Origin of the sequence: Xinfangfangia pollutisoli (assembly GCF_020179405.1) — a bacterium.
Taxonomy (GTDB): domain Bacteria; phylum Pseudomonadota; class Alphaproteobacteria; order Rhodobacterales; family Rhodobacteraceae; genus Pseudogemmobacter; species Pseudogemmobacter pollutisoli.
Genome location: NZ_JAICBZ010000003.1, coordinates 41,337 through 60,243 on the forward strand (window position 1 = coordinate 41,337; position 18,907 = coordinate 60,243).

Annotated in this window: 22 protein-coding genes; 1 reads left to right on the top strand and 21 read right to left on the bottom strand. The window is 67.6% G+C overall.

Features of this window, described 5'->3' with window-relative positions:
* Nucleotides 1-103 precede the first annotated feature (103 nt).
* From K1Y73_RS02035 to folK, 21 genes are all read right to left on the bottom strand, one after another.
* Nucleotides 104-964 (bottom strand): SMP-30/gluconolactonase/LRE family protein, encoded by an 861-nt coding sequence (locus K1Y73_RS02035; protein WP_225026251.1) that lies wholly within the window; start codon nt 962-964, stop codon nt 104-106.
* Nucleotides 961-1,566 (bottom strand): 2-dehydro-3-deoxy-6-phosphogalactonate aldolase, encoded by a 606-nt coding sequence (locus tag K1Y73_RS02040; RefSeq protein WP_225026252.1) that lies wholly within the window; start codon nt 1,564-1,566, stop codon nt 961-963. The genes K1Y73_RS02035 and K1Y73_RS02040 overlap by 4 nt, the downstream gene beginning before the upstream one ends.
* On the bottom strand, nt 1,563-2,480 hold the full coding sequence (locus K1Y73_RS02045; protein WP_225026376.1) for a 2-dehydro-3-deoxygalactonokinase: 918 nt from the start codon (nt 2,478-2,480) through the stop codon (nt 1,563-1,565). Before K1Y73_RS02045 ends, K1Y73_RS02040 begins: the two co-directional genes overlap by 4 nt.
* Nucleotides 2,481-2,588: 108 nt before the next feature.
* Nucleotides 2,589-3,062 carry an RNA pyrophosphohydrolase gene (locus K1Y73_RS02050; RefSeq protein ID WP_225026253.1) on the bottom strand — a complete coding sequence of 158 codons (474 nt, stop codon included), beginning with the start codon at nt 3,060-3,062 and terminating at the stop codon, nt 2,589-2,591.
* A 7-nt stretch (nt 3,063-3,069) separates the two neighbouring features.
* Nucleotides 3,070-4,416 carry a S41 family peptidase gene (locus K1Y73_RS02055; RefSeq protein ID WP_225026254.1) on the bottom strand — a complete coding sequence of 449 codons (1,347 nt, stop codon included), beginning with the start codon at nt 4,414-4,416 and terminating at the stop codon, nt 3,070-3,072.
* A gap of 7 nt (nt 4,417-4,423) precedes the next feature.
* Nucleotides 4,424-5,554 carry a murein hydrolase activator EnvC family protein gene (locus tag K1Y73_RS02060; protein ID WP_225026377.1) on the bottom strand — a complete coding sequence of 377 codons (1,131 nt, stop codon included), beginning with the start codon at nt 5,552-5,554 and terminating at the stop codon, nt 4,424-4,426.
* On the bottom strand, nt 5,554-7,074 hold the full coding sequence (gpmI, locus tag K1Y73_RS02065) for a 2,3-bisphosphoglycerate-independent phosphoglycerate mutase (protein WP_225026255.1): 1,521 nt from the start codon (nt 7,072-7,074) through the stop codon (nt 5,554-5,556). The genes K1Y73_RS02060 and gpmI overlap by 1 nt, the downstream gene beginning before the upstream one ends.
* 57 nt (nt 7,075-7,131) lie before the next feature.
* On the bottom strand, nt 7,132-8,022 hold the full coding sequence (locus K1Y73_RS02070; RefSeq protein ID WP_225026256.1) for a DMT family transporter: 891 nt from the start codon (nt 8,020-8,022) through the stop codon (nt 7,132-7,134).
* 92 nt (nt 8,023-8,114) lie between these two features.
* The gene (locus K1Y73_RS02075) at nt 8,115-8,480 is read right to left on the bottom strand and encodes a hypothetical protein (protein WP_225026257.1); all 366 of its coding nucleotides are present in this window, start codon (nt 8,478-8,480) and stop codon (nt 8,115-8,117) included.
* A 136-nt stretch (nt 8,481-8,616) separates the two neighbouring features.
* Entirely contained in the window at nt 8,617-8,955 is a 339-nt protein-coding gene (locus tag K1Y73_RS02080; RefSeq protein ID WP_225026258.1) for a DUF1491 family protein, read from the bottom strand.
* A gap of 72 nt (nt 8,956-9,027) precedes the next feature.
* Nucleotides 9,028-9,939, bottom strand: coding sequence for a GTPase Era (gene era / locus K1Y73_RS02085; protein WP_225026259.1), 912 nt, complete (start codon nt 9,937-9,939; stop codon nt 9,028-9,030).
* Nucleotides 9,940-10,049: 110 nt separating this feature from the next.
* Complete coding sequence (rnc, locus tag K1Y73_RS02090) at nt 10,050-10,733, bottom strand: ribonuclease III (RefSeq protein WP_225026260.1); 684 nt, start codon at nt 10,731-10,733, stop codon at nt 10,050-10,052.
* Between the two features lie 10 nt (nt 10,734-10,743).
* The gene (gene lepB / locus K1Y73_RS02095; RefSeq protein WP_225026261.1) at nt 10,744-11,532 is read right to left on the bottom strand and encodes a signal peptidase I; all 789 of its coding nucleotides are present in this window, start codon (nt 11,530-11,532) and stop codon (nt 10,744-10,746) included.
* A 54-nt stretch (nt 11,533-11,586) separates the two neighbouring features.
* On the bottom strand, nt 11,587-12,003 hold the full coding sequence (acpS, locus tag K1Y73_RS02100; RefSeq protein WP_225026262.1) for a holo-ACP synthase: 417 nt from the start codon (nt 12,001-12,003) through the stop codon (nt 11,587-11,589).
* A 19-nt stretch (nt 12,004-12,022) separates the two neighbouring features.
* The gene (locus K1Y73_RS02105) at nt 12,023-12,541 is read right to left on the bottom strand and encodes an HdeD family acid-resistance protein (RefSeq protein WP_225026263.1); all 519 of its coding nucleotides are present in this window, start codon (nt 12,539-12,541) and stop codon (nt 12,023-12,025) included.
* Between the two features lie 38 nt (nt 12,542-12,579).
* The gene (locus tag K1Y73_RS02110; protein ID WP_225026264.1) at nt 12,580-13,335 is read right to left on the bottom strand and encodes a pyridoxine 5'-phosphate synthase; all 756 of its coding nucleotides are present in this window, start codon (nt 13,333-13,335) and stop codon (nt 12,580-12,582) included.
* Nucleotides 13,336-13,365: 30 nt separating this feature from the next.
* A complete protein-coding gene (locus K1Y73_RS02115) occupies nt 13,366-14,100 on the bottom strand; it encodes a DUF2062 domain-containing protein (protein ID WP_225026265.1) in 735 nt (244 codons plus the stop codon).
* 204 nt (nt 14,101-14,304) lie between these two features.
* Nucleotides 14,305-14,943, bottom strand: a complete 639-nt coding sequence (locus K1Y73_RS02120) for a DUF2062 domain-containing protein (protein ID WP_225026266.1) — start codon at nt 14,941-14,943, stop codon at nt 14,305-14,307.
* A 40-nt stretch (nt 14,944-14,983) separates the two neighbouring features.
* Nucleotides 14,984-17,101 (bottom strand): RelA/SpoT family protein, encoded by a 2,118-nt coding sequence (locus K1Y73_RS02125; protein WP_225026267.1) that lies wholly within the window; start codon nt 17,099-17,101, stop codon nt 14,984-14,986.
* Nucleotides 17,102-17,149: 48 nt separating this feature from the next.
* Nucleotides 17,150-17,503 carry a DNA-directed RNA polymerase subunit omega gene (gene rpoZ, locus K1Y73_RS02130; protein WP_225026268.1) on the bottom strand — a complete coding sequence of 118 codons (354 nt, stop codon included), beginning with the start codon at nt 17,501-17,503 and terminating at the stop codon, nt 17,150-17,152.
* An 85-nt stretch (nt 17,504-17,588) separates the two neighbouring features.
* Nucleotides 17,589-18,179 (bottom strand): 2-amino-4-hydroxy-6-hydroxymethyldihydropteridine diphosphokinase, encoded by a 591-nt coding sequence (gene folK, locus K1Y73_RS02135; protein WP_318248211.1) that lies wholly within the window; start codon nt 18,177-18,179, stop codon nt 17,589-17,591.
* A 141-nt stretch (nt 18,180-18,320) separates the two neighbouring features.
* Here folK and K1Y73_RS02140 point away from each other — a divergent pair, with 141 nt between their 5' ends.
* Nucleotides 18,321-18,896 (top strand): LabA-like NYN domain-containing protein, encoded by a 576-nt coding sequence (locus K1Y73_RS02140; RefSeq protein ID WP_225026270.1) that lies wholly within the window; start codon nt 18,321-18,323, stop codon nt 18,894-18,896.
* Nucleotides 18,897-18,907 lie beyond the last annotated feature (11 nt).

Genomic DNA, 18,907 nt, shown 5'->3' on the forward strand with positions numbered 1-18,907 from the left:
CCTCGTCTCTGGGGTTTCCCGTGACGATAGCCAGCCGCTGCAGCTGCGGCAACGGCCCTGTCGCGCCGCAGCAATCGCAGGCGCGGCCCGCGCGCGATCTGTGTCAGTCCAGCCGCACGCGCGGCTCTTCCAGCCCCTGTGCCACGCCGTCAATCGCAAAGACACAGCCGGCATCGGGGCAGGCGGCCAACTGGTCGGGCGTCATGCCTTCCTGCGCGGTGGTCACGTAAAGCGTGGTCAGATCTGGCCCGCCAAAGGCCGGGCACGAGGAATGCGGCGCGCCGACCGGCACGGTCTGCACAAGGCGGCCATCCGGCCCGTAACAGGCCACACGCCCCGCGCCCCATTGCGCCATCCACATCCGCCCCGCCGCGTCGATCACCGCGCCATCGGGGTTCAGCCCCTGCGGCGCCAGATCCAGAAACAGCTGCGGCGCGGCCGCGGGCCAGCCCTCGGCATCCAGCGCCACGCGCCAGACCTTGCCCTGGACCGTATCAGCGAAATGCGCCGCCCGCCCGTCGGGCGCGAAACAGATCGCATTCGGGATGGTCAGGCCGGGAAACAGGCAGCGCGTCTCGCCCCGGTACCAGCGCCAGATCGCGCCGCGGCCCGGATCGTCGCCACCGCGCTTGCCCATCGTGCCCCACCAGAAGCCGCCCTGCCGGTCGGCCCGCCCGTCATTCGAGCGGGTCTCGGGCTGGCCCGCCGCGACGGGCGCGAACAGCCGCGCCTCGCCATCGTCCAGCCGCACCCGCCACAGCCCGCTTTCGCCCGCCACCACCGCCAGATCGCGCGTCACCCGCCCCATGGCCGACACCATCTCGGGCATGTCGAACCCGACCGCGCCATCGGGGCCGCGGCCCAGAAGCCGGCGGTGCAGGATGTCGAACCACCACAGCATCTGCCGGTCCGGCTGCCACAGCGGCCCCTCGCCCAGCTCGCACCGCCGGTCGTCAAAGATCATCGCGCCTGCTCCCATGCGGCAACCACGGCCCGGGCCCGGGTGCCCACCTCGGCCGGAGACAGGCCGGGCGTGTACAGCGCCGTGCCGATGCCGAAACCATCGGCCCCGGCCGCCAGCCAGGCGCCGAAATTCGACGGTCCGGCCCCGCCCACGGCATAGACCTGGGTGCCCCGCGGCAGGACGGCGCGGATCGCCTTCAGCCCCTCGGGGCCGATCAGGCTGCCGGGGAACAGTTTCAGCCCCGTCGCCCCCGCCTTCAGCGCCGCGAAACATTCGCTGGGCGTCATCACCCCCGGCCAGCTTTCCATCCCCTTGGCGCGGGTGGCCGCGATCACCTCGGGGTCCATGTTGGGCGAAACCACCAGCCGCCCGCCGGCATCGGCCACCTCGCCCACGTCCTTGACCGTCAGCACAGTTCCGCCGCCGATCTGGGCATGGGCGCCGAAGGCCCCCGCCATGGCGGCGATCGAGGTCACCGGATGCGGCGAGTTCAACGGCACTTCGATGCGGGTGATCCCGGCCTGAATCAGCGCCTCGGCCACTGGAAGGGCCTCGGGCGGGGTCAGGCCGCGCAGGATGGCGATCAGCGGGCGATGGGTCATAGCGGCCTCGGGCGGCGAAGGGTGGACAGGCCCGCAAGCGTGCAGGCCGCGACATCAAGAGTGCGGGGCGTGACGCCCTGGGCGGCAAGCGCCCTGGCATAGGCGGCCGACAGCCCGGCCGAGCCGATCAGCGTGACCGGCTGGCCCAGCCAATAGGGTTTGGCGGCGGCCAGTTCGGCGCCGATCAGCAGGCCTGACAGGCGCGCGCGGGCGAGCGCCGGGGCAAGCCCGGTCAAAAGCCCCTCGGCCCGAATGGAAAACAGCCGCGCGGCCAGTCGTTCGGGGCGCGACAGGGTTTCGGACAGGGCGTCCAGAAACGCCTCACCCGCGCCTTCGGCGCCCTCGTCGGTCTCGGCCATGCCATGGCGCAGGACCGACTGCTGCGACAGAAGCGCGAAGATCTCGCCGGTCATGACGCTTTGAAAGCTGACCACTTCGCCCGCGCTGACATGGGCCCATTTCGAATGGGTGCCGGGCAGGCAATAGACGCCGTCACCGGCATCTTTCCCGCCCGCCAGCGCCAGGGCGCCGGCGATCTGGGTTTCCTCGCCGCGCATCACATCGGCGGGTTTCGCCTGCGACAGGCCCGGCGCGATGAAGACCCGCAGGCGTTTGTCGCGCACCGGCGCCTCGACCAAAGCGGCCGGATCCAGGGGTGTGCAGGGCACGGCGCGATAACGCGCCTCGATCCAGCCCTGCCGGGCGCCCACCATGCCCGCGGCATAGACCGGCGTCACGCCGGGCCCCAGCCAGGGGTCCACCAGCCGCAGCAGCGCCGGTTCGAACCCGTCGGGCGAAAGCCGGCCCATGCCCTCATCCGAGGCGGCCTCGGCCAGCACCGCGCCATCGGCGCCGATCGCCCGAACCCGCAGGTTCGACGTGCCCCAATCGGCGGCGATCCAGTCGGCTGCGATCACGAACCCCTCCCTGCCCTGCGCGCCAAGGCTTGGGCGAAGCCCCGCGCGCCGTCAAGCCCGGCCCGCAAAGCGGCGCCGGGCGGCCGGCACGCTTTGGTCGACGGCTCAGGCCAGATGGGCGCGGAAGCTTTTGACCACTTCCTCATAGACGGCGCGCTTGAAGGGCACGATCGCCGCGACCATCTCGTCGACATCGATCCAGCACCATTCGGCGAATTCGGGATGCTCGGTGTCGATGCGGATCTGATCGTCGCTGCCCAGATAGCGGAACAGGAACCATTTCTGCTTCTGCCCGCGATACTTGCCGCCCCAGACCTTGCCCAGCAATTCGGGCGGCAGGTCATAGGTCACCCAGCCGTGGGTCTTGGCAACCTTCTCGACCAGATCGCGGGTGACCCCGGTCTCTTCCCACAATTCGCGATAGGCCGCGTCCGACGGCTTTTCGCCCGGGTCGATCCCGCCCTGCGGCATCTGCCAGGCGGGGCCCGGATTGTCGATCCGGCGCCCCGCGAAGACGCGGCCTTCGCGGTTCATCAGCATCACGCCCACGCAGGGGCGATAGGGCAGATCCTTGTCCATCCCCGCCTCAGGGCTTTTCGGTGGGGGCAAGCGTCGTCAGCCCCTTCAGGATGTCGACGGCATAGGCCAGCTGATAATCCTCGTCGCGCAGCTTGGCCGATTCCTCGGCCGCCGCCTGCTCTTCCAGATACAGCTTCTTCTCGTCCTCGGTCATCGAGTCATTGGTGATCGCGCCGCGCAGATCGGCCTCGCTGCGGCTTTTGGCGGCCGTCTCGCTGGCCGGATCCTGCGCCGGGTCGGCCGGCGGCGGGTCGGGCTGTTTCACCACGATATCGGGCGAAATCCCCAGCGCCTGGATCGACCGGCCCGAGGGCGTGTAATAGCGCGCCGTGGTCAGCCGCATCGCGCCATCGCCCTTCAGCGGGATCAGCGACTGGACCGAGCCTTTGCCAAAGCTTTTGGTTCCCACCACGATGGCGCGGTGGTGATCCTGCAAGGCGCCGGTGACGATTTCCGAAGCCGAGGCCGAGCCGCCATTGATCAGGATCACGATCGGCTTGCCGTCGATCAGATCGCCGGGCTTGGCGTTGAACCGCTCACCCTCGGCGGGATCGCGGCCCCGGGTCGAGACGATCTCGCCCGAATCAAGGAAATCGTCGGAAACCGAGATCGCCTCGTTCAGCAGACCGCCCGGATTGTTGCGCAGGTCGATCACCACGCCTTCCAGCTTGTCCTTGCCGCCCAGCTCGTCAATCGCCTTCTTCAGCTCGTCGCGCACCCCCGGCGTGGTCTGGTCATTGAAGGTGGTGATGCGCAGCACCGCCACATTGCCGACCACCCGGCCCTTGACCGCGGTCAGCTTGATCGTGTCGCGGATGATCGACACGTCGAACGGATCGGGCGTGCCCTTGCGCACCACGGTGATGATGATCTCGGACCCGATCGGGCCGCGCATCAGATCGACCGCCTGGTCCAGCGTCAGGCCCAGGATCGCCTCGCCATTCACATGGGTGATGTAATCGCCGGCCTTGATCCCGGCCTTGTCGGCGGGCGTGCCGTCCATGGGCGAGATCACCTTCACGAAGCCGTCTTCCTGGGTGACCTCGATCCCCAGCCCGCCGAACTGGCCCTTGGTCTGCACCTGCATATCCTCGAAATCCTTCGCGGACAGGTACGAGGAATGCGGGTCAAGCGAGGTCAGCATGCCGTTGATCGCGGCTTCGACCAGCTTCGTGGTATCGACCGGCTCGACATATTGGGCGCGGATTCGCTCGAAAATGTCGCCGAACAGGTCAAGCTGTTCATAGACAGAACTGTCCCGCTTCGCCTCTTCGGCGATCAGGGGGCCCACCTGGCTGGTCAGGATCACGCCGGCAAGCGAACCGCCCAGGGCGGCCAAGACGAGTTTCTTCATTGCGATCTCATTCTCCGGTCGTGGCGGTCGCGGCGAACCATTCCGTCGGGTCCACGGGCGAGGCGCCCAATCTCAGTTCCAAGTAAAGCGTTTCCGATCCATCCGCGCCAGTCCCCTCGCCCGAGGCTGCGGCCACTTCGGCCGCCGCGCTGTCGGTGCCATCCATCAGGCCCAGCGGCGCACCCTGCGGGACGACTTCGCCCACCTGGCCGTAAAGCGTTCCCAGGCCGGCGAGAACCATCAGATACCCGTCTCCGGGCTCGATCACGATCACATTTCCGTAGTCAAGCAGCGGGCCCAGATAGCGGATCGTCGCCGGCCAGGGCGCGGTGACCAACGCGCGGGGCCGGGTGGCCAGCGTCATGCCGGGGCGGCGGACACCGGCGGCATCGGCCTCGTCGGGCATGCGGATCAGCGTGCCCAGAACCGGCAGGGGCAGCCGGCCCATTGCGCTGGCAAAGGGCTGGGCCACCGGCGCATCGGGGTTGCCATCGGCCGACAGGCCGGCTGCGAAAGCATCCAGCGTATCGGCCGATTCCAGCAGCGATTTCAGCACCTCGGGGTCTTCGGTAAAGCGCTTGGGCAGATCGGTGCGGTCCGAGATCGCCTTGGACAGCGCGGTCCGCGCCTCTTGCGCGGCCTGCAGCCCCTTACCCAGCATGGCGCCCGCCTGGCCCTGCAGGGCGCGCAGATCGGCCATTTCCTGCAATTCGGCCTTCAGCCCCTCGGCCTCGGCCTGCAGGGCCGGGGTCACCTCGGCCAGCATCATCCCGGCCCGGGCGGTGCCCAGCGGCCCTTCGGGATGCAGCAACAAAAGCGGCCCCGGATTCTGTTCCATCCGCGCCAGAACCGCGACCAGCTGGCCGATTTCCTCGCGCTTGGCCTCGAAGGACAGCCGCAGCGTCGCCTGGCGCAATTCGGCCTGGCGCATCGCCTCGCGCAGCGCCGCCAGCCCCTGCTCATAGGCGCGAATCGTCTGGGTCAGCGCGGCCACCCGGTCGCGCGCGCCCGAGGCCTCTTGCAGGGCCGCGACCGCCGCCGTCAGATCGGCCGAGGCGCGGGCGGCCTGTTCGGCCACTGTCTCGGCCCGCGCCGCGGCGGCGCTGACCAGCAGCGCAAGAAGGGCGGCGCGCAGGATCATGCGATCAGGCTTTTGCCGGTCATCTCGGACGGCTGGGGCAGGCCCATCAGCTGCAGCAGCGTCGGCGCAAGATCGGCCAGCCGGCCCGGCTTCAGGCTGGCGCCCGCCGGCCCGCCGACCAGGATCACCGGCACCGGATTGGTCGTATGCGCGGTATGCGGCGCGCCGGTGACCGGATCGACCATCACGTCGCAATTGCCATGATCGGCGCAGACGATCATCGCGCCGCCGGCCTTTTCCAAAGCCGCCACAACCCGGGTCAGACCCTGATCCACCGCCTCGCAGGCCTTGATCGCCGCCGGCAGGCTGCCGGTATGCCCGACCATGTCGGGATTGGCATAGTTGACCACGATCAGGTCATAGCCCTTCTCGATCGCCGCCACGAACTGGTCGCTGACTTCGGGCGCGCTCATTTCCGGCTGCAGGTCATAGGTCGCGACCTTGGGCGATTTCGGCATGAAACGGTCCTCGCCCGGGAACGGCGCCTCGCGGCCGCCATTCAGGAAGAAGGTCACATGCGGGTATTTCTCGGTCTCGGCCAGGCGGAACTGGGTCAGCCCGTGTTTTGCCACCCATTCGCCGATCGTGTTCACGATATCCTGCTTGGGGAACATCGAGGTCATATAGGCATTATGCGCCTGGGAATAATCGACCATGCCCAGCCGCGCGGCCAAGGCCGGGCGCGGGCCGCAATCGAAGGCGTTGAAGCCCGGATCGCCGATGGCGGCCAGGATTTCCCGCGCGCGGTCGGCGCGGAAGTTCAGGAAGAACAGCCCGTCGCCATCCTTCATCCCGGCATAATCGCCGATCACCGTGGCCGGCAGGAATTCATCGGTCTTGCCCGCCGCATAGCCCGCGGCAATCGCCGCATCGGCGCTGTCGGCCCGCGCCTGGCCCTGGCCAAAGACCATGGCGCGGAAGGCCTGTTCCACCCGCTCCCACCGATTGTCGCGGTCCATGGCGAAATAGCGCCCCGTCACGGTGACGATCTTCACGCCCCTGGGCAGCGCCGCCGCCAGCGCCGTCACCTGACCGGCGGCCGAGGTCGGCGCCACGTCGCGGCCATCGGTGATCGCATGGATCACCACCGGCACGCCTTCGGCCGCGATCACCCGCGCCGCCTCGATCATGTGCAGCTGATGCGCATGCACGCCGCCCGGAGAGGTCAGCCCCGCCAGATGCACCGTGCCGCCCGACGCCTCCATCGCCGCGATGAACTGGCGCAGCGCGGCATTGGTGGCGAAGCTGCCCTCTTCGATCGCCAGGTCGATCTGGCCCAGATCCATCGCCACCACCCGGCCGGCGCCGATATTGGTGTGCCCCACTTCGGAATTGCCCATCTGCCCGGTCGGCAGGCCCACATCGGGACCGAAGGTCACCAGCGTCGCATGCGGGCAGGTCTGCCACAGGCGGTTGAAGGTCGGCACATGCGCCTGGGCGGGGGCCGAGACCTTGGGGTCCGGGCCAATGCCCCAGCCGTCAAGAATGCAAAGAACCACGGGTTTCGGGGCGGGCATGGGCATCTCCTGCGTCTTGCGCCGGTTTTGTACGCCCCGCCGCGGCCGGCGGCAACGTCACAGTCCGGGGCGGCCCTGCTTTTCGCGCAGCCGCTGCCGCCACAGGGTGAACAGCCCCGCCCCCACGACGATCGCCGCCCCGATCAGCACATTCATCCGCAGGCTTTCCGAAAACAGCAGGAAACCCAGAAGCGACACGAAGGGCAGCTGGAAATAGGCGAAGGGCTGGATCGCCGAGGCCTCGGCCAGGTCATAGGCCTTGATCAGCAGCCAATGGCCCAGAACCGCCGTGCAGCACAGAACCGCCATCATCGCCCAGTCGCCCGCCGCCATCGGCTGCCAATGCATCAGTCCGAAGGGGGTGATCGCGATGGCCCCGACGATTCCGGCCCAGAAGAAGCTGGTCGAGGGCGCATCGTCGCGCGCGACATAGCGCGTCAGCAGCCCGTAGACCGCGAACATCAGCGCCGAGGCAAAGGGGAACAGCGCCCAGACCGAAAACACCCCGCTGCCGGGCTGCAGAATGATCAGCACGCCGACAAAGCCCGCGCCCACCGCCGCCCAGCGCCGCCAGCCCACCTTCTCGCCCAGGATCGGGCCCGACAGCATCGAGACCAGCAGCGGATAGCAGACGAAAACCGCATGGGTCTCGATCAGACCCAGCTTCACGAAGGCCACGACCATCAGGCAGATCTCGACGATCAGCAGCAGGCCGCGCAGCGCCTGAATGGCGGGATGCGCGCTGCGCACCGCCGCGCCCAGCCCACCGGGGCTGCGCATCGACACCAGGGTGACAAAGACCGCCATGAACCAGAAGCGCACCGTGACGACCATATAGACATTGGTCGCCGCCCCCAGATGGCGCGACAGCCCGTCCTGCAGGGCGAAGACGGCAGAGGTGGCGATCATCAGCCAGATGCCGAGGCGGGTGTTCTGCGGACTGCTCATCAGGGCCTTGGGGCGCGCGGGGTGTTTCGCCCCGGTAGCATGCCCCGGCGACGCGGGACAGGGGCGCCGCGCCCGGGCCGCCAGAATCCCGCCTAGCGGCGCCAGGCGCGGCGGCGGCGCGCCCACCAACGCCGCGCGCGGATCGACCAGGCCGAGACCGGGGCCTGAAGGGCGGGGATGTCGATGGCCAGCAGGAACAGCCCGGCGGGCAGCATCCAGAGGCCGAGGATGGGCAGAAACCACAACAGCCCGCCCAGCGTCAGCAGCAATGCCACCGGCAGGCGGATCAGCGCGGCGCGGTCGGATTGTAGATGGGCGATCCAGCCGTCGATCCAGGGCAGGCTGCGGCGCAACCGCGCGAATTGCCGGTCAAGCCGGGCGCGCCTGCGGTGGCGCAGCCGCTGTCCGTGCCCCGCGGGGGGCGACGGCGGCAGGTCGGGACGGGGCTTGGACGGCATCGGCGTGTCGGGCCCTTTCGCAACGCGGACAGGCGCGCCCCGCCGGATGCGGGGGCGAAGCCCTGTTCTAAGGGAGATGTGTAACCGGGGGATTGCAGGGGGGCCGGTCGCGGGCCGGTTGCCTGCTTGGCGCAGGTCAGTCGCCGGAAAGCCCGGGCTCGTCCAGCAGGGTGCGGCCCTGGCGGTCTTCGATCTCGATCAGCCAGAGGTCGGGGTCGCGGGCGCGGCCGCGGCGCAGCACGGCATCCACCTCGGGCTCGGCGCCTTCGGCCAGCACGGTCCAGCGCCGGCCGCCCGTGGCGAAATCGGTCTGGCGTTCGAAGGCGCGGGCCTGGCCGTCCAGCGTGGCCAGTTTCACCACCACCGCCCCGGCCGTGTCATCGCCCCGCGCGGTGACATAGGCCGGGATCGCGGCCGCCTGCAGCCGCGCCAGATAGGCCGCGACCCAAAGCCCCGAGGCCAGCCGCGCGGTCATGACCGCGCCTGAATTTTCGAAGAAAACTCTACCCTGGCGCCGATGCGCGTTTTCGTCGAAAACGCGCGCCCCTCAGGCATCGCCATCGCGGAAATCCAGCCCCATTTCCGAATAGCGCTCGGATTCCTCCTGCCAGTTCGGCCGCACCTTCACGGTCAGGAACAGATGCACGGTCCGGCCCAGGAATTCGGAAATCTCGGCCCGGGCGGCGGTGCCGATCGCCTTGATCGTCTCGCCCTTGTTGCCCAGCACGATCCCCTTGTGCCCGTCGCGCGCCACATAGACCACCTGGTCGATCCGGGTCGTGCCATCGGGCAGGTCTTCCCATTTCTCGGTCTCGACCGTCAGCTGATAGGGCAGTTCCTCATGCAGGCGCAGGGTCAGCTTCTCGCGCGTCATCTCGGCCGCGATCAGCCGCATCGGCAGATCGGCCAGCTGGTCCTCGGGGTAGAACCACGGGCCTTCCGGCACCTCGCCCGCCAGCCAGTCGCGCAGATCGGCCACGCCATAGCCGCGCTCGGCTGAAATCATGAAGGTCTTGGCGAAGGGGAAGGCGCCGTTCATCTTCTCGGCCAGGCCCAGAAGCACCTCGGCCTTGACCTTGTCGATCTTGTTGATCGCCAGCGCCACCGGCCGGTCCTTCGGCAATTCATCGGCCAGCCGGCCGATGATCGCCTGCGCTCCTTCGGTCAGCCCGCGATGCGCCTCGATCAGCAACACGACGATATCGGCATCCGCCGCCCCGCCCCAGGCGGCCTTGACCATGGCGCGGTCCAGCCGGCGCCGCGGGCGGAACAGGCCCGGCGTGTCGACGAAGACGATCTGCGCCTCGCCCGCCATGCAGACGCCGCGGATCCGGGTCCGGGTGGTCTGCACCTTATGGGTGACGATCGAAACCTTCGCCCCGACCATCCGGTTCAGAAGCGTCGATTTGCCCGCATTGGGCTCTCCGATCAAAGCGACGAAACCGGCGCGCGTGGTCATGGGATCCTCATCATCAAGGCCGCAGGGATAGCGGGTTCCGCCCGGATTTGCCAGAGCCATGCCAGAGCCTGCCGGGGGGCCCTGCCTACGCCCTGCCCGCGCAGGCCCGGTCAGCCGCCTTCAAGCCGCGCCAGAAGCGCCTTGGCGGCGGCCTGTTCGGCCAGGCGCTTCGATCCGGCCCGGGCGCTTTCGCGCGCGCCATCGGCCAGGCTGACCTCGACGGTGAAGACCGGCTGGTGATCAGGGCCTTCGCGCCCGGTCTCGGAATACAGGGGCGGCGGCATGCCGCGGGCCTGGGCCCATTCCTGCAGCGCGGTCTTTGGATCGCGGGCATCGGCCTCGACCGTGCCGATCCGGCTGGCCCAAAGCCGCAGCACCATGTCGCGCGCCACTTCGAACCCGGCATCCAGATGCACGGCGGCGATCACCGCCTCCATCGCATCGGCAAGCAGCGCCTCTTTCCGCCGCCCGCCCGACAGCATCTCGGACCGGCCCAGCTTCAGCACATCGCCCAGGCCCACTTCCCGCGCAACCTCGGCGCAGCTTTCCTTGCGCACCAGCGCATTGAAGCGCGGCGCAAGCTGGCCCTCGCTGGCCTTGGTATCGGCGCGCAGCAGCGCCTCGGCCATGGTCAGGCCCAGCACCCGGTCGCCCAGAAACTCCAGCCGCTGATTGTCGGGCCGGTTCGGCGCCGAGATCGAGGCATGGGTAACCGCGCGCACCAGCAGTTCGGGCCGGCGGAAGCGATGTCCGATCCGGTCCTGGAACGCCGCAAGCTCTGCCGCCAGTCTCACGCCAGGGATCTCACTCGACAGCCTTGAAGAAGCGGTCTGCCCGCCAGGTCCAGAAATACCACATCCGCGACCCGGCCGACGAGAAGATGATCCGGTCGGCGCGGCCGATCAGATATTCGGCCGGCAGCATGCCCACGCCCCCCGCGGCCACCGAGAAGCGGCTGTCGGCGGAATTGTCGCGGTTGTCGCCCATGAAGAAGTAATGGCCCGGCGGCACGGTGAAGACTTCGGTATTGTCGCCCGGTGCATTGTCGCGAATGTTCAGCACGTCATGCTTGACGCCATTCGGCAGCGTCTCGATCGCGCGCGACTTCTGGCAGATCGCGCCCTCGCCCACGGCGCCGTTCTGGCAGGCCGGGCGGTTGCGCATCGGGCCCTGCGGCTCGTAGATTTCCTCGAACATGCCATCGGGCTGCTGCGGCACTTCCACGCCGTTGATGTACAAGACCCCCGCCTTCATCTGCACCGTGTCGCCGGGCAGGCCGATCAGCCGCTTGATGAAATCCGACCCGTTGCCCGGATGGCGGAACACCACCACATCGCCGCGCTCGGGGTCGCTGGCGAAGATCCGGCCCGAGATCGGGCAGATCGCGAAGGGGCAGGAGTATTTCGAATAGCCATAGGCCATCTTGTTGACGAACAGGAAGTCGCCGATCAGCAGCGTGTCCTTCATCGATTCCGAGGGAATCCAGAACGGCTGGAAGAACAGGGTGCGGAACAGACCCGCGATCACCAGCGCCCAGAAGACGGTCTTGACGGTTTCAAGAATGCCGCCTTCGGATTTTGCCTTCGCCGCCATCTGCCTGCCCCTGATCCAGTGTCGGGGGGTGTTTGCGCGCCACTGCCGCCCAAGTCAAGCCGGGCCGGGCCGCAGCGGCCGGGCCTCGATCACCACGAAGGCCTGGGCCCAGGGGTGGTCATCGGTCAGGGTGACATGGATCACCGCTTCGTGACCCTCGGGCGTCATCTGCGCCAGCCGCTGCGCCGCCCAGCCGGTGACATGCATGACCGGCTGGCCCGAGCGCAGATTGGTGACCGCCATGTCCTTCCAGGCGATTCCCATCCGCAGCCCGGTGCCCAGCGCCTTGGAACAGGCCTCTTTCGCGGCCCAGCGCTTGGCATAGGTGGCCGCGACCGAGCGCGGGCGGCCCTCGGCCTTCTGCTGTTCGCGCGGGGTGAAGACCCGGTCGCGGAAGCGGTCGCCAAAGCGCGCCAGCGTCGCCTCGATCCGGTCGATATTCGCCAGATCCGTGCCGATCCCCAGGATCACGCGCAGGCCCCTTTGGCGATCACTGCCCGCGTTCCTTCCAGGCCAGGCCCAGAAGAACCAGGCCCCAGCCATAGGTCAGCAACTCGACCGCCAGCAGGATCCCGGGCACCACGATGGCCGAAGACGGCAGGCCGGTGACGATCATCACCGCCAGCAGGATCGAGATCACCCCCGACAGCACCAGCGACCATTTCCAGGCCGGCACATCCAGCCGCCAGCCCAGCATCAGCTTCAGAAGGCCCGAGGCCAGGAAGCCCACCGCGAAGACGAAGGTCAGGGTCTGCAGCCCCGCGATCGGGTTGAACAGCATGATCGCGCCCAGCGCCAGCACGGCCAGGCCCAGAAGCGCGCCCCAGATCCGGTCCGAGCCTTCGGCCAGCCGCAGCGCGCCCAACAGGCCGACCAGCCCGGCCACGACCAGGCCGGCGCCGACAAAGGCATTCAGCGTCAGCGAGGCCGGCAAGGGAAAGATCAGCGCCACCAGCCCGGCCAGAATCGCCAGCACGCCCACGACCACAACCTGTTTCCAATGCGTCATCGCTTTCCCCTTCCTGCCTCTGCCGCCATCGCCCGGGCCTATCCCGGGTCGCGCGCGTCATCCATCCTGCGCCGCATCTCTTCGATCGCCGGCCCAAGGCCGCGGAAGATCGCCTCGCCGATCAGGAAATGGCCGATGTTCAACTCGCGCACTTCCGGGATCGCGGCAATCGGCGCGACATTCTCATAGGTCAGGCCATGGCCGGCATGGACCTCAAGCCCCAGCGAGGCCGCAAGCGCGGCGCCGCGGCGCAGGGCGTCCAGCTCGGCCGCCGCCTCTTCCGCGCGGCCTTCGGCATCCAGATCGGAATAATGGCCGGTATGCAGTTCGACCACCGCGGCGCCGATCCGGGCCGAGGCCTCGATCTGCGCGGCCTGATGGCCGATGAACATCGACACGCGAATGCCCGCCGCGCGCAGCGGCGCGATGAAGCCCGCCAGGCGCTTTTCATCGCCCGCGACGTCCAGCCCGCCTTCGGTCGTGCGCTCTTCGCGCTTTTCCGGCACCAGGCAGGCAGCATGCGGTTTCAGCCGCAGCAGGATGGCCTGCATCTCATCGGTCGCGGCGCATTCGAAATTCAAGGGAATGCCAATGCCGGCCCGCAGCGCCTCCATATCGGCATCGCGGATGTGACGGCGGTCTTCGCGCAGATGGGCGGTGATCCCGTCGGCCCCCGAGGCCTCGGCCAGGATCGCCGCGCGCAGAGGATCGGGCCAGGCCGAGCCGCGGGCGTTCCGCACCGTCGCCACATGGTCGATATTGACCCCCAGCCTCTGCTTGCCCGTCACATACATGCCGTCTTTTCCTGCTTTTACCGTATCAGCCTAGGGCGAACCCGGGGCGTCGTCATCCGCATTCTGCGCCGCCGATGTCGCATCCCCGCGCGCCGCGGCCTCGTCGGTGCGGTGCTTGATCCGGGCCGCGGCCTCGGCCAGGGCGGCGCGCAGCTTGCCGCGCTTCTCGCGATGCTCCTGCGCCTTGGCCGCACGGGCCTTCTGATAGGCGGCGACCAGCGGGATGGTGATGTAATAGGCGATGGCCGACAGCACGATCCCGGGGCCCAGCGCGCCGATGAAATAGGGCACGTAGATTTCGTGCCAGAACTGGATCAGCCCATCCCAGCGCGCCACATCTGACGTGAACAGCGACTGGACGTTGAACCACAGGTCGCTGCCGGCATTGGCGAAGGCCTTGCCGATATATTCGGCATTCAGCGGCGCCTCGATCCCCACGATCCAATGGCCCAGCGACATGGCCAGAACCGCGAAGAAGGGCGTCGTCAGCGGGTTGGTGTTGAACGTGGCCAGCAGCGCCGCCAGCAGATTGCCGTTGATCGCCCGGCTGGCCAGCCAGGCGGCCACGAATTGCAGCCCCGGCAGCGGCAGGAAGCCCACCAGCGAGCCGGCAAAGACCCCCCGCGCCACGCGATGCGGCTGGTCGGGCAGGCGGCGCATGCGGTGAATGACATAGCGCGTCGCGCGCTTGAAACCCGAGCGCGGATAGACCTGCTCGCGCAACCAGGCGCCCCAACCCAAGGGATCTCTGCGTTTGAAGACCAATGCCTCGTCCTTCCTCAGCGCCGCGGCGCCCGTCTGATCTGCACCACAACCCGCCCGCTCTCAAGCGCGGTAAGCGCGTTGTGATCAAAATCGTCGCGCTGCGGATCGGAAACCCTCTGCCCCGGGGATAGGGGGGTTCGGCCGGGCGATCAACGCGCAAATGCGCAGAACCCGCGTCACCCGGCCATTCCCCTGCGCCGGCCCCTATGGGCTGTGCCGCTTGCCCGGGGCCGCGCGCCGGGCTGCCCGGTCGCGACGCCGGCGGTCGCGCATCTCGCGATAGGCGCGGATCATCGGCAGGCTGGCCAGATAGCCCGCCGTCGCGAAAACCACGCCCGGCCCCAGCCCGCCCAGCATATAGGGCAGGAAATAGCCGTGATAGAAGCTTTCCAGGCGTTCCCAGCGCGTCGGTTCGGGGGTGAAGATCGCCCAGACATTGGTCCAGAACTCGGCCCCCGCCCGGGCGAAGACGATCAGCACATCCGAAGTCGGCGGCGCATCCATCGCATTGCCCAAAAGCAGATGGCCCAGCTGGATCGACCCCACGGCGATGAAGGGGAAGGTCAGCGGATTGCCCACCAGCGTGGCCAGCAGCGCCGCGATCACATTGCCGCGCATTGCCCAGGCCAGCAGCGCCCCCAGACCCAGATGCGCGCCGAACAGCGGCGTGAAGGAGACGAAGATCCCCGCCCAGATCCCGCGCGCGATGCGATGCGGTGGATCGGGCAGACGGGTCATCCGCGCCCAGACATAGCGCAGCCCACGCCCCCAGCCGCCCCGCGGCCAGACCGCGGATTGCAGCCGCTCTCGCAGCGGCGGTTTGCTGCGCCGTTTGAAGATCACCTGTCTTCCTTTCCGTGATGCCGTGGCGCCCTGGGGCGCCTTAGGGCTTGCGGGAGGAATCCCGGTAGCGGGACACCTGCGCCACGTCCGTCTCGGCTTCGAGCGCGGTCATGACCATATGCAGATGTTCGACATCCCGAAGGTCGACGTCAACGATCAGCCGGTAAAAATCCGGTTTACGGTCGACGAAGCGCAGATCCGAGATATTGGCCTTCTGCTCGCCGATCAGGGTGCAGATCCGCCCCAGCACGCCCGCATCGTTGGAAATCGTCAGATCCAGCGCGACGGTGTTGCTGGCCGGATGGCGGCCCGATTTCCAGTGCAGATCGACCCAGCGGTCGGTCTGATCTTCGAATTCCTCAAGCGCGGGACAGTCGATCGCATGCGCGACCACGCCCTTGCCGCGATAGGTGATGCCGACGATCCGCTCGCCCGGCAGCGGCTGGCAGCAGGGGGCGCGGCGCATGTCCTGGCCGGGCTGCAGGCCCAGGACGGGGCGCTTTTCATCGACCACCTCGTCCTCGGGCGGGACCAGTTCGGGATAAAGCAGCTCCACCACCCGCCGCGCGGTGATCTCGGCACTGCCCAGCCGCGCCAGAAGATCATCGGCATCGGTCAGGCCCATCACCCGCGCCGCGGTGCCAAGAGCCTTGTCGCTGGCCTTGCGCCCGACATGTTCGAACGCCGCCCGCGCCAGTTCCAGACCCAGCCGGATGAAGCGCCCGCGGTCTTCTTCGCGCAAAGACCGCCGGATCGCCGCCTTGGCGCGGCCGGTGGTGACGATATCCACCCAGGAGGGCTGCGGCTTCTGCCCTTCGGCAGTGATGATCTCGACCGACTGGCCGTTCTTGATCCGCGTCCACAGGGGCACGCGGATGCCGTCGATCTTGGCCGAAACCGTGGAATGGCCGATCCGCGTATGGATCGCATAGGCGAAATCCAGCGGCGTGGCGCCGCGCGGCAGCTGGATCACATCGCCCTTCGGCGTGAAGCAGAACACCTGGTCGGAATACATCTCGAGCTTCACGTTTTCGAGAAACTCGTCGTGATCGCCCTGATCCAGCCTTTCGGTCAGCTGCGCGATCCATTTCGCCGGATCGACTGCGAAAGGGTTCTTGGCCCGCACGCCTTCGCGATAGGACCAATGCGCGGCCACCCCCGCCTCGGCCACTTCATGCATTTCGCGGGTGCGGATCTGCACTTCCACCCGCTTGCCGTCCCGGCCCGAAACCGTGGTGTGGATAGACCGATAGCCGTTCGACTTGGGCTGGCTGATGTAATCCTTGAACCGCCCCGGCACGGCGCGCCAGCGCTGATGGATCACCCCAAGGATGCGGTAGCAATCGGCGACCGTGGCACAGATCACCCGGAAGCCGTAGATGTCGGACAGGCGCGAGAAGGCCAGATCCTTCTCCTGCATCTTGCGCCAGATCGAATAGGGCTTCTTCGCCCGGCCGAACACCGCCGCCTCGATCTGCGCCTTTTCCAGCTCGTGCCGGATATCGCCGGTGATCTTGTGGACGACGTCGCCCGATTCCTTCTGCAAGGTCAGGTAGCGGCGCAGAATCGAATTGCGCGCCTCGGGATTCAGCACCTTGAAGGACAGGTCTTCCAGCTCTTCGCGCATCGACTGCATGCCCATGCGGCCTGCCAGAGGCGCGAAGATCTCCATCGTCTCGCGTGCCTTCTGCTGCTGCTTTTCCGGCCGCATCGAGCGGATGGTGCGCATGTTGTGCAGACGGTCGGCCAGCTTGACCAGGATCACCCGCAGATCCTTGGACATGGCCATGAACAGCTTGCGGAAGTTTTCCGCCTGCTGGCTTTCGGTGGAGGAGAGCTGCAGATTGGTCAGCTTGGTGACACCGTCGACCAGTTCCGCGACCTCATGGCCGAACTTGGCCTCGATCTCGGTATAGGTGGACCTGGTGTCCTCGATCGTGTCGTGCAGAAGTGCTGTGATGATCGTGGCGTCATCCAGCGACTGTTCGGTCAGAATGGCGGCGACGGCGACGGGATGGGTGAAATAGGGTTCGCCCGATTTCCGCATCTGGCCGTCATGCATGGCCTGGCCGTACAGATAGGCCTTGCGGATCAGATCCGCGTTGCAGCGCGGATTGTAGTTGCGGACAAGCGCGATGAGGTCTTCGACGTCGATCATCGCGCTTCCGCGGGCCGGGCCCGAACCGGGCCTGGCGCCGTGCCCCCCTTAATGTTCGCCCTGGGCTTCCATCAGGGCACGCAGGAGCTTTTCTTCCGACATGTCGTCCACGACCGGCCGGTCGATATCCGAGGCCATCATCAGCGCCATCTGATCTTCTTCCGGCTCGTCGACCTCGATCTGGGTCTGGTAGCTTTCGATCATCCGCTCGCGCAGGACCTCGGCCGACTGGGTTTCCTCGGCGATCTCGCGCAGGGAAACGACCGGGTTCTTGTCATTGTCGCGGTCGACGGTCAGCGGAGCGCCGGCCGCAATCTCGCGCGCCCGATGGGCGGCCAGCATCACCAGTTCGAACCGGTTCGGGACCTTGTCAACGCAATCTTCAACCGTCACGCGGGCCATAGGACACCTTTCGTCGCATGGGCTAGGAAGTCGCCTATCTATGCGCGAAAGCCCCGCTTGACAAGCGCGGAATCGCCGCGGCGGGCTACAGCGGCACCAGCGCGGCCCGGTCTTCGGCCGGCAGGGCCGCCAGCATCTGCAGGACGGTCTGGCCCAGGCGCGGATGCGTCCAGTCCGGCGCGATCTCGGCCAGGGGCACCAGCACGAAGGCGCGGTCCTGCAGCCGCGGATGCGGCAGGATCAGCTGGTCGGGCGCGGTGATGCGCTGCGCGTCGGGCGGCAGATTGCGCCAGGCATCCTGGGTCGCGGCGTCGGGCCGCACCGAATCGCCCAGCGCCAGCAGGTCCAGATCCAGCGTCCGCTGCCCCCAGCGCTGCCGCCTTTCGCGCCCGAAGGCCGCCTCGACCCGGTGCAGATCGGCCAGCCAATCCTCGGCCGCGCGCCCTTCGGGACCGGCCAGCCGCGCCGCGGCGTTCACATAATCGGGACCGGATCCGGCGGGGAAGGCGGGCGAGCGGAAGAATCGGCTGACCGCCAGAACTTCATGCCCGAAATAAGCCTTAAGGCTATGCAGGGCTTCCCAAAGCGTTTCGGACGGCGACTGTTCCAGAAACGACATATTCGTGCCCATCGCAACCAAAGCGTGTGACTTTTGTGTAAGCCCTGAAAGTTTCATACCGTATTGTTCACTTGTGGGACCGCCCCTGCGACGCTATCTGCGTTTGGTTCCCCCGACGGATTTGTACCGGAAGGCTCGTTAACAGACGAGAGTTGCAGCGGAAGTTTGGGCGGGACGACATTTCGAGGGGATGAAGGAATGTTCTACAAAGACGAACGGCTTGCGCTGTTCATTGACGGGTCAAATCTCTACGCGGCGGCAAAGGCCCTGGGGTTCGACATCGATTACAAGCTTCTGCGCATGGAATTCATGCGCCGCGGCAAGCTTCTGCGTGCCTTCTACTATACTGCGCTGCTGGAGAACGAGGAATATTCGCCGATCCGGCCGCTGGTGGACTGGCTGCATTACAACGGCTTCACCATGCGCACCAAGCCGGCCAAGGAATATACCGACAGCCAGGGGCGGCGGAAGGTGAAGGGCAACATGGACATCGAGCTGACGGTCGATGCCATGGAACTGGCCGCCCGCCTGGACCATGTGGTGCTGTTCTCGGGCGATGGCGATTTCCGGCCGCTGGTGGAAAGCCTGCAGCGGCAGGGCGTGCGGGTTTCGGTCGTCTCGACCATCCGCTCGCAGCCGCCGATGATCGCCGACGAATTGCGCCGCCAGGCCGATAATTTCATCGAACTGGACGAATTGCGCGATGTGATCGGTCGCCCGCCGCGGGAACCGCGCCCGGCCCCGGCCGAGGAAACCACGGCGGAAGCCAAGTGATGCAATCCGGG